The following is a 9,979-nucleotide window of genomic DNA, read 5'->3' on the forward strand; positions in this document are numbered from 1 at the left end:
CTAGGGCTGTTGCTGGGCCGGGATGCCGGCCGGGGCGGCGGCCGGGGAGGGCGCACCCGCCGCGGCGGCCTGTGCCACCAGGTCCCGCGTCGACTGGCCCTCCTGCACAGGATGGTGGCAGCGGAAGCGGTGCTCCGACGAGGACGCCGCCGCGAAGTCCGGCATCAGCGCGGCGCAGACGTCGTCGGCCTTCCAGCAGCGGGTGCGGAACGGGCAGCCGCTCGGCGGGCGGGTCGCCGAGGGCACCGGGCCGGCCAGCGGGATCGGGTCGATGGGGTCCAGCAGCCCGGGCGTCGCGGAGAAGAGGGCGCGGGTGTACGGGTGCCTGGCGCGGTCGGTGACCTCCTCGGCCGGGGACTCCTCGACGATCCGGCCCAGGTACATGGTGACGACCCGGTCGCTCATCCGGCGCACCGTCTGGATGTCGTGCGAGACGAAGACCATTGCCAGACCGAGGCGTTCCTTCAGGTCGAGGAGGAGGTTGAGGATCTGGGCGCGTACGGAGACGTCCAGGGCGCTGGTCGGCTCGTCGGCCACCACCAGTTCCGGGTCGAGTGCCAGGGCCCGTGCGATCGCCACGCGCTGGCGCTGACCGCCGGACAGCTGCCCCGGCAGGCCGTCGGCCAGCGCGGCCGGCAGCCCGACCAGCGACATCAGTTCCCGGACCCGGGTCTCCCGCTGGGCGGGCGTGCCGCGCCGGTGCACGTCCAGCGGGTCGCGGAGGATCCGCCGGATCGTCAGCCGGCGGTTCAGCGCGGTCGAGGGGTCCTGGAAGATCATGCCCGTGCCGCTGCCGACGGCCAGGCGCCGCTCGGCCGGTTTCATGGACCACAGGTCGCGGCCGCGGAAGGACACCGTGCCCGACGTCGGCCGCTCCACCCCCACCAGCACTTTGGCGAGGGTCGACTTGCCGCAGCCGGACTCCCCGACCACGCCGACCGTCTCGCCGGGCGCGACGGCGAGGTCGGCTCCGGTGAGCGCGTACACCCGGTCCCGGGTGAACAGGCCGCCGCTGCGGGCCTTGTGGACGACGTGGGCGCCGGACAGCGTGACGAGCGCGCTCGTGCCGTCGTTCCTCCCGCTCTGCGTGGTCACGTGACGGCCTCGTTCCCCGTGGCGGTGGCGGCCCCCGTGGTCAGGTCGACCGCGGGGTGGTGGCAGGCGGCCGCGTGCGCGGCCCGGCCCCGCAGCGCGGGCGTCACCGCCCGGCAGACCTCGCCCGCCAGCGGGCAGCGGTCGGCGAACCGGCAGCCCGCCGGGAAGTCGGCGGGGGAGGGCACGACTCCCTTGATCTGCGTCATCCGCACGGCCGCCGACTCCAGCGACAGCACGCTGCCGAGGAGCCCCCGCGTGTAGTGGTGTGCCGGTGCCTCCACCAGGTCCGCGGTCACGCCCGTCTCCACGAGCCGACCGCCGTACATGACCACCACCCGGTCGGTGACGTCGGCGACGAGCGCGAGGTCGTGCGAGACGAGGACCAGCGCGAAGCCGAGTTCCGCGCGCAGGCGCAGCAGCAGTTCGATGATCTGCGCCTGGACCGTCACGTCGAGCGCGGTGGTCGGCTCGTCGGCGACGATCAGCCGCGGGCTGCGGGACAGCGCCATGGCGATCAGGACGCGCTGGCGCTGGCCTCCCGACAGTTCGTGCGGGTAGCTGCGCAGGGTGCGGGCGGGATCGAGGCCGACCAGGGCCAGCAGTTCGGCGGGGGTGCGGTCGCCGCCCCTGCGGACGACCTGCCGCAGCTGGGCGCGGATCGTCATCGCCGGGTTCAGGGACGACAGGGCGTCCTGGTAGACCATCGCCATCTCGTGTCCGAGCAGCCGGCGCCGGACCCGCATCGGTTCGCCCGTCAGCTCCCGGCCGTCGAAGCGCACCCGGCCGCGGACGCGCGCGCCCTTCGGCTCCAGGCCCATCACCGCGAGCGCGGTCAGCGACTTCCCGCAGCCCGACTCGCCTACCAGGCCCAGGATTTCGCCGGGGCGGACGTCGAAGCTGATGCCGTCGACGATGTCCACCCCGCCGTGCCGGGCGTCGAACCCGATGGCCAGGTTCTCCACGGACAGGACCGGCGGCCCGGCCGGCAGCGGCCGGCCCCGGGACCGCAGGCGTCGTGCCGCCTCGGTGAGCCCCGGCAGTTCGAGGACCTGGCCGCTGCCCGGCCGGGGTGCCTCCAGGGGGTCCGCTTCCCCGCGCGTCGCGACCTCGCGGGCGGCCGGCGCCGCCCAGGCGTCGGAGACCCCCTCGGACAGGATGTTCAGCGACAGGACGGTGACCAGCATCAGCAGCCCGGGGAAGACGGTCGCCCACCAGCCGCCGGTCAGCACCATGTTCTTGCCGTCGGCGATGACACTGCCCCACGACGGGTCCGGCGGGCGCACGCCCGCGCCGATGAAGGACAGCGACGCCTCGAAGACGACGGCCTCGGCGACCTGGACGGTGCAGAACACCAGCACGGGGGCGGCGCAGTTGACGGCCACGTGCCGCAGCACGATGTGCGGGGTGCGGGCGCCGATCACCCGCTCCGCGGTGACGTAGTCCTCGCCGTACTGGTCGAGGACGTTCGCCCGGACCACGCGGGCCACCGGCGGGGTGAACAGGAACGCGATCGCGCAGATCAGGACGGTGATGCCGCCGCCGAACACGGCGACCAGGACCGCCGCCAGCGCGATGCCGGGGAAGGCCATCACGATGTCGAGGCAGCGCATCAGCGTCTCGTCGACGGCCTTGCGGGAGGTCGCCGCGACCGCGCCGAGCAGGGCTCCCGCGACGAGGGCGAGCGCGGTGGCGCCCAGGCCGATGGCGAGGGACCAGCGGGCGCCGTGCATCAGGCGGCTGAGGATGTCGCGGCCGAGGCTGTCCTGGCCCATCCAGTGCGCGCCGGACGGGTGGCCGCTGCCGTCCACCGGGGTCTGCTGGTCGAGCGGGTCGTGCGGGGCGAGCAGCGGGGCGAACACCGCCAGCAGGACGACCAGGGCGAGGAAGCACACGGCGACCTTGGAGAGCGGTGGCAGCCGGCGCAGGCCGCGCAGCCGGACGCCGGGACGGGAGAGCGCCTCCGTCAGACGCGTACGAGTGATCATCGGAGCGTGTCTCCCGGGGTGGTCGCCGGGCCGCGGGCCGCGGGGGTCACCGGGCCGCGTCCCGCAGCCGCGGATTGACCAGCAGGTAGAGGATGTCGATGACGAGGTTCACGACCACGAAACCCGTGGCCGTCGTCAGGACGACGCCCTGGACGACCGCCGGATCGCCGTTCTTCACCGCGTCGATCATCAGTTTCCCCATGCCGGGCAGGGAGAAGATCGTCTCGATGACGACCGCCCCGCCGAGCAGGTACCCGACCCGCAGGCCCAGTACGGTCAGCGGATTGATCAGGGCGTTGCGCAGGACGTTCCGGCCGACGACCACGACGGGCGCGAGGCCGCTGCCGATCGCCGTCCGCACGTAGTCCTTGTCGAGCTCCTCCACCACGGCCGTGCGCACGATCCGGGTGAGCTGGGCCGCGACCGGCAGCGACAGCGCGAAGGCCGGCAGGGTCATGGTCTTCAGCCAGCCGGTCGGCGAGTCACCGGGGTTGACGTAACCGCCGGTCGGGAACCAGCCCCGGCCGACCGCGAGGTACTGGATCATCAGCAGCGCCAGCCAGAAGCCGGGGGCCGCGACGCCGGTCAGCGAGACGACCCGGATGACCTGGTCGGGCAGCCGGTCCCGGTGGATCGCCGCGGTGACCCCGCCGAGCAGCGCGAGGACCACGGCGATGCCCAGCCCGAGGAAGGTGAGCTGGAGGGTGAGCGGCAGCGCGGTGGTGACCTGGTCGGCGACCGGGGCCCGGGTCAGCGCGCTGATGCCCAGGTCGCCGTGGAGCAGGTCGCCGATGAAGTGGACGTAGCGCACCGGGAACGGGTCGAGCAGGCCGTTCTCCTCACGGAAGTCGTGCAGTTGCCGGGGTGTCGGGTTGGCGCCCTGGAAGAACGCGGACGCCGGATCGACGTCCGAGAAGCGCATCACCAGGAACACGAAGAGCACGATGCCCAGCAGCAGCGGCACCAGCAGGGCGATGCGGCGGGCCAGGATGCGGGCGACGGTGACCACGGACGACTACTCCCGCCCGCCGGTCAGGCCCACTTGGCCTGGAGGAGGTTGACGCCCGGGTAGGGCTGGGCGCGCACGCCCGTGATCCGCTCCGGGTCCCAGGCCGTCATGAGCTCGTTGTGCACCACCGGGTAGAGGACGGCCTGTTCCGCGACGACGTCGATGTAGTCCTGGATCATCGTCTTCTTGCGGTCGGGGTCGGGTTCCCGCGTCGCCTGGTCCATGTCCTTGAAGAGCTTTTTGGCCACGGGGTCGCCGGCCCAGCGGGCGTAGCCCATCCACAGGTTCTGGGGGCCGTGGTTGTAGTGCATGATCAGGTCGGCGTCGAGACCGAACTGGTTCGGGTTCGATGCGGCGGCCACCACCTGGTAGTCCCGCTTCTGGTCCATCTTCGTGAACACGGCCGTGGTCTCCTGCGGCGAGAGGGTGGTCCGCACGCCGATCGCGTCCCAGGACGCCTTGATGGTCGGCAGGCAGTCCACGATCCAGCTGACGTTGACCGCGAGGATGTCGATCTTCAATCCCTCGGCCCCGGCCTCCTTCAGGAGTTCGCGTGCCCGGTCCGGGTCGTACGTGTAGACGGTCTTCGCGGGCCGGTGGGCGGGGTTGGCCTCGTTCAGGAAGGAGGTCGCCGCCCTGCCGTGCCCCTTCAGGGCGACCTCGATCATCTTGCCGGTGTCGATGGCGTAGTGCAGCGCCTGGCGGACCCGCACGTCGTCGAAGGGCTTGTGGCGGGTGTTGAACATGAGGAAGAGGTTGTTCATTCCGGCCCCGCCCCGGACGGTCATGCCGCTCTTCTTCAGCTGCTCGATGTTGGCGTAGGGGATGTTGTCGGCGATCTGCGCTCCCGCGCTCGCCCCCGAGATCTTCGCGACGCGGGGTGCGGCGTCCACGATGGTCAGCCAGTTCATCTTCGCGAAGGCCGCCTTGCGCGGGCCGTTGTAGTCGGCGAAGGCCTCGAAGGTGGTGTTCGACTTCGGGTGGTGGGCGGTCTGCCGGTACGGACCCGAGCCGACCGCTTTGCCCTTGATCGCCTCGTCCCAGGCGCCCGGCTTCGAGAAGACGTGCTTCGGCATGATCTTCGCCAGGGTGAGCCGCGAGATCCCCTCGGGGAAGGGGAACTTGAGGATCAGCTCGACGTTCTGCGCGTCGATCCTGCGGACCGTCCTGAGCCAGCCCGCGAAGAAGCCCTTGGCGAGCGTCTGCGTCTTCGGGTCGAGGATCCGGTCGAAGACGAAGACGACGTCGTCCGCCGTGACGGGCCTGCCGTCGTGGAATGTGGCGCCCGGGCGCAGCCGGAACTTCCAGGAGATGCCCGTCAGATCGGCGGGCACCTCGGTGGCGAGGGCCGCGTACGGTTCGCGGGAGATCGGGTCGGTGTCGAGCAGGCCCTCGTAGATGTGGTTGTTGGCGGCCATGCAGAAGGCGGACGCGGTCTGCGTCGGATCCCAGCTGCCGTCGTTGCCGTAGCCGATGACGGCGGTCAGGGTGCCGCCCTCGCCCCCCTTCCCGCCGCCGGTGTCGTTCGTGGACTCGGGCCCGGACGAGCAGGCGGACAGCGACGAGGAGACGGCGGCGGCCGCGCCCAGCGCGCCGCCGTACTTCAGGAACGACCGGCGGTGCAGCGCCGGAACGGGGGTCACGTCGCGCACGGTTCCTCCAGCAGGAGTGGGAGAGCGGCTCGAACGAGGGGAGATACGACGTCCTATGTCATGGGCGGCAGCGTGACGATAGGAGGGGCCGCGAGGGCGGTCAAGGGGTGGCGCACGAATGGCGCGTCTTGCACGGGTGCGACCGATGAGCCGGTGAAACCAGGGTGGTTGAGGTTTGATCCGGCCCGAGGTGGGACGTCCGATGTCCGGCGAGCGTACGATGCGGGCCATGGTTGAGGAGACCGGGAACCGGCCCAGGCCCGCCGGGACGCGCATCGCCCGCGAACGGCGGGTGAGCAGCCAGATCCAGCGCGAGGTCATGCAGCTGATCCTCGACCGCAGGCTCCAGGCGGGCGCCTCGCTGCCCACCGAGACCGAGCTGATGGAGGACCTCGGCGTGAGCCGCAACTCCGTCCGCGAGGCACTCAAGGCTCTCCAGGCCCTGGACATAGTGGAGATCAGGCACGGCTACGGCACCTATGTCGGCCAGGCGTCGCTGACCCCCCTCGTCGACGGCCTCACCTTCCGCACGCTCGCCCAGCAGGACGACGACACCAGCGCGCTGACCGAGATCCTCCAGGTCCGCGAGGTGCTGGAGGAGGGCCTGATCCGCCGGGTCGCGGCCACGCTCTCCGAGGCCGAGCTCGACCGCCTCGAAGCCGTGGTCGCCCGGATGGAGGAGGCGGGCGGCAAGGGGCTGCCCTTCCCCGAACTCGACCGCGAGTTCCACGAGTTGCTCTACGCCTCGCTCGGCAACGCCCTCGTCCCGCAGCTCCTCGGCGCCTTCTGGACCGTCTTCCGGCGGGTCGCCGGCGCCCGCGGCTGGACGGACGACCCGGCGCCCGGGCTGACCGTCCGCCGCCACCGCGACATCGTCACGGCCCTGCGCGCCCGTGACGTCGAGGCCGCGCAGCGCGCGATGGCGGACCACTTCCGGGGCATCGAGTCCCGGGCCGCTCAGGAGTCCCACGGAGTGGGCTGACCGGGCCGCACGGGGCGGGGTCCCGTCCTCCGGTGGGCGGGCCGCTCAGCGGGCGGGCGTCCGCGGCGGGCGGCACGCGTCCTGCGGCCAGCGGGCCGCTCGGCGCGGGGCACGCGTCCTGGGGCGGGCGGACCGCGCTCGGCGGGCGGGCGTGCGACTTCCCGGCGGGCAGACCGCGCTCGGCGGGCGGGCACGCGTCCTCCGGTGGGCGGGCCGCTCAGCGGGCGGGCGTCCGCGGCGGGCGGCACGCGTCCTGCGGCCAGCGGGCCGCTCGGCGCGGGGCACGCGTCCTGGGGCGGGCGGACCGCGCTCGGCGGGCGGGCGTGCGACTTCCCGGCGGGCAGACCGCGCTCGGCGGGCGGGCACGCGTCCTGTGACGGGCGGTCCCCTCGGCGCGTGGTGCGTCCTACGCTGGGGCGGTGACCGACACGTGGAACCCGGCCGGCGTCGGCGTGCTGCGCCTTCCTTCCGGCCGCCTGGTCCGCGGCCGCGCCCTGCGCCGCCCGCTCCCGGCCGACGCCCCCGTCCCCGCGTACGCCGTGCACCTCCTCGGCGGCCGGCCGCCCGAGGTGCCCTGGGAGTCGCACTGGCTGCGCTGGCCGGACTTCCGGCTGCCGGGCAGCCGCGCCGAGGCCCGCGAGGTGCTCACCACCGCCTGGGAGCGGGCCGCCGCCGAACGCGTCGAACTCGCCTGCGGCGGCGGCCGCGGCCGCACCGGGACGGCCCTCGCCTGCCTGGCCGTCCTCGACGGGGTGCCGCCGGCGGAGGCCGTCGCGTTCGTCCGCGCCCACTACGACCCTCGTGCCGTGGAGACACCCTGGCAGCGGCGGTACGTGCGCCGCTTCCCGGGCTGAGAGCGACGCCGGGGCACCGTCCGCCACGCACACGAAGCCCGGATCCCGCCGCGCACGTACGGAGTCCGGACCGCGGCCGAGTGTAGATGCGGTGCGTCACGCTCCACATGCGAAGCGTGAAACTCGCAGGCGGCGGGGAGCACGGGAGGGGGCGGAAAACGTACCGCCCGGCGCGGGCCGGCGCCCCACGTCGACGAGGCGGAGGAAGCAGTGAAGGAATCGCGGGCGGCAGGAACAGGTATCCCGGCGACGTCCACCGACCGCCCGGACCTCCCGGTAAAGCCGCCGATCGGCGCGCACGCCGTCGACCTCCGCACCGGACGGGTGGGCGTCGTGATGGGGCACGAGGGGCCGTACGTCCAGCTGAGGCCCTACGGCGGCGGCAGGGAGTGGGACTGCGAGCCGGACGCCGTGCGGGGTGCCACCGCGGCGGAGCGGCTCGGCGCCGCCACGGCGTACGCCGTCGCACGCACCCGCCGCGAGGTGCCGTGAAAGGGGACCGCCGGCGCCGAGAGGGCCCGCCCGGCCCGGAGCACGGACACCGTGGGCGAGAATGGGGGGCATGAGTCTGTTCCGCGACGACGGCACCGCGCTGCGCACCCGGACGCCCGGTGCGGCGGGCCGGGCCGGGCCGCGGCCCGCCGGGGGCCACCGGCCGTCCCGCGGGCCGGACGACCGCGGGAGCGGGCGATGAGTCTCTTCCGGGACGACGGCATCGTCCTGCGCACCCAGAAGCTCGGGGAGGCCGACCGCATCATCACGCTGCTGACCCGCGGACACGGGCGCGTGCGGGCCGTGGCGCGCGGGGTGCGGCGCACCAAGTCCAAGTTCGGGGCGCGCCTCGAACCCTTCTCGCACGTGGACGTGCAGTTCTTCGCGCGCGGGAGCGAGCTGGTCGGGCGCGGGCTGCCGCTGTGCACGCAGAGCGAGACGATCGCCCCGTACGGCGGCGGGATCGTCACCGACTACGCGCGCTACACCGCGGGCACGGCCATGCTGGAGACCGCGGAGCGGTTCACCGACCACGAGGGCGAACCCGCCGTCCAGCAGTATCTGCTGCTGGTCGGGGGACTGCGCACCCTCGCCCGCGGCGAGCACGAGCCGCACCTCGTCCTGGACGCCTTCCTGCTGCGCTCCCTCGCGGTGAACGGCTACGCGCCCAGCTTCACCGACTGCGCCAAGTGCGGGATGCCCGGCCCGAACCGGTTCTTCTCGGTGTCCGCGGGCGGCTCCGTCTGCGCCGACTGCCGGGTGCCCGGCAGCGTCGTACCCTCGGCGCAGGCGCTGGAACTGCTCGGCGCGCTGCTCACGGGAGACTGGGGGACGGCGGACGCCTGCGAGCCGCGGTACGTCCGTGAGGGCAGCGGTCTGGTGTCGGCCTATCTGCACTGGCACCTGGAGCGCGGTCTGCGCTCCCTGCGCTACGTAGAGAAATAGACGTACGGAAATCAAGGAGACGAGAAGCACATGGTCGTACGCGGGATCCTGGGACGCCAGCGCCGCGAGTACAAGGCGCCGGAGCCGCATCCGTCCGGCGCCACGGCGCCGAAACTCCCCGGCGAGCTGATCCCCGGCCATGTGGCGGTCGTCATGGACGGGAACGGCCGGTGGGCCAAGGAACGCGGGCTGCCGCGCACCGAGGGGCACCGGGTCGGCGAGGGCGTCGTCATGGACGTCCTCAAGGGCTGCCTCGAACTGGGCGTGAAGAACCTGTCCCTGTACGCCTTCTCGACGGAGAACTGGAAGCGGTCGCCCGATGAGGTCCGCTTCCTGATGAACTTCAACAAGGACGTCATCCGCCGTCGCCGGGACGAGATGGACGAGCTGGGTATCCGCATCCGCTGGGTCGGCCGGATGCCCAAGCTGTGGAAGTCCGTCGTCCAGGAGCTCCAGGTCGCCCAGGAACAGACGCGGGACAACGACAAGATGACGTTGTACTTCTGCGTCAACTACGGCGGTCGGGCCGAGCTCGCGGACGCCGCGAAGGCCCTCGCCGCCGATGTCGCCGCGGGCCGGCTCGACCCCGGCAAGGTCACCGAGAAGACGATCCAGAAGTACCTGTACTACCCGGACATGCCGGACGTCGACCTGTTCCTGCGGCCAAGCGGTGAGCAGCGCATCTCCAACTACCTCATCTGGCAGTCCAGTTACGCCGAGATGGTGTTCCAGGACGTGCTGTGGCCGGACTTCGACCGCCGTGACCTGTGGCGCGCCTGCGTCGAGTACGCCTCCCGCGACCGCCGCTTCGGCGGCGCCGTCCCGAACGAGGACCTGCTCGCGATGGAGGCGGCCATGCGGGGCAACCCGCAGTAGCGTCCGCACGCCACGAGGGCGGGGGGGGGGGGGGGGGGGGGGGGGGGGGGGGGGGTTTTTTTTTTTTTTCTTTTTCTGTCTTTGTTGGG

General features: G+C 72.8%; 10 protein-coding genes. 6 read left to right on the top strand and 4 right to left on the bottom strand.

Annotated features, from left to right (window positions below):
• From AC069T_RS24655 to AC069T_RS24670, 4 genes are read right to left on the bottom strand one after another with little or no spacing between them, the layout of a single operon-like run.
• On the bottom strand, nt 1–1,095 hold the full coding sequence (locus AC069T_RS24655) for an oligopeptide/dipeptide ABC transporter ATP-binding protein (RefSeq protein ID WP_478784778.1): 1,095 nt from the start codon (nt 1,093–1,095) through the stop codon (nt 1–3).
• Nucleotides 1,092–3,080, bottom strand: coding sequence for a dipeptide/oligopeptide/nickel ABC transporter permease/ATP-binding protein (locus tag AC069T_RS24660; RefSeq protein ID WP_478784779.1), 1,989 nt, complete (start codon nt 3,078–3,080; stop codon nt 1,092–1,094). Before AC069T_RS24660 ends, AC069T_RS24655 begins: the two co-directional genes overlap by 4 nt.
• A 46-nt stretch (nt 3,081–3,126) precedes the next feature.
• Entirely contained in the window at nt 3,127–4,089 is a 963-nt protein-coding gene (locus AC069T_RS24665) for an ABC transporter permease (RefSeq protein ID WP_478784780.1), read from the bottom strand.
• A gap of 23 nt (nt 4,090–4,112) precedes the next feature.
• On the bottom strand, nt 4,113–5,741 hold the full coding sequence (locus AC069T_RS24670) for an ABC transporter substrate-binding protein (RefSeq protein WP_478784781.1): 1,629 nt from the start codon (nt 5,739–5,741) through the stop codon (nt 4,113–4,115).
• 220 nt (nt 5,742–5,961) lie between these two features.
• On the opposite strand from AC069T_RS24670, the gene AC069T_RS24675 reads away from it, so the two are divergent.
• The 6 genes from AC069T_RS24675 (at nt 5,962) to AC069T_RS24700 (ending at nt 9,890) form a co-directional block, all read left to right on the top strand.
• A complete protein-coding gene (locus AC069T_RS24675; RefSeq protein ID WP_478784841.1) occupies nt 5,962–6,723 on the top strand; it encodes a FadR/GntR family transcriptional regulator in 762 nt (253 codons plus the stop codon).
• 419 nt (nt 6,724–7,142) lie between these two features.
• Nucleotides 7,143–7,577, top strand: coding sequence for a protein-tyrosine phosphatase family protein (locus AC069T_RS24680; protein ID WP_478784782.1), 435 nt, complete (start codon nt 7,143–7,145; stop codon nt 7,575–7,577).
• Nucleotides 7,578–7,817: 240 nt separating this feature from the next.
• Nucleotides 7,818–8,069 (top strand): hypothetical protein, encoded by a 252-nt coding sequence (locus tag AC069T_RS24685; RefSeq protein ID WP_478784842.1) that lies wholly within the window; start codon nt 7,818–7,820, stop codon nt 8,067–8,069.
• Nucleotides 8,070–8,139: 70 nt separating this feature from the next.
• On the top strand, nt 8,140–8,271 hold the full coding sequence (locus AC069T_RS24690; protein WP_478784783.1) for a hypothetical protein: 132 nt from the start codon (nt 8,140–8,142) through the stop codon (nt 8,269–8,271).
• Nucleotides 8,268–9,014, top strand: coding sequence for a DNA repair protein RecO (recO, locus tag AC069T_RS24695; RefSeq protein ID WP_358851062.1), 747 nt, complete (start codon nt 8,268–8,270; stop codon nt 9,012–9,014). The genes AC069T_RS24690 and recO overlap by 4 nt, the downstream gene beginning before the upstream one ends.
• A 30-nt stretch (nt 9,015–9,044) precedes the next feature.
• Entirely contained in the window at nt 9,045–9,890 is an 846-nt protein-coding gene (locus AC069T_RS24700) for an isoprenyl transferase (protein ID WP_478784784.1), read from the top strand.
• The last annotated feature ends 89 nt before the right edge of the window (nt 9,891–9,979 follow it).

It is taken from the genome of Streptomyces sp. NPDC043867 (assembly GCF_056435845.1).

Bases quoted from the DNA above. Each gene is read 5' to 3' on its own strand.
- recO (WP_358851062.1), top strand. From the start codon at position 8,268: ATGAGTCTCTTCCGGGACGACGGCATCGTCCTGCGCACCCAGAAGCTC.
- AC069T_RS24675 (WP_478784841.1), top strand. From the start codon at position 5,962: ATGCGGGCCATGGTTGAGGAGACCGGGAACCGGCCCAGGCCCGCCGGG.
- AC069T_RS24660 (WP_478784779.1), bottom strand. From the start codon at position 3,080: ATGATCACTCGTACGCGTCTGACGGAGGCGCTCTCCCGTCCCGGCGTC.
- AC069T_RS24700 (WP_478784784.1), top strand. From the start codon at position 9,045: ATGGTCGTACGCGGGATCCTGGGACGCCAGCGCCGCGAGTACAAGGCG.
- AC069T_RS24690 (WP_478784783.1), top strand. From the start codon at position 8,140: ATGAGTCTGTTCCGCGACGACGGCACCGCGCTGCGCACCCGGACGCCC.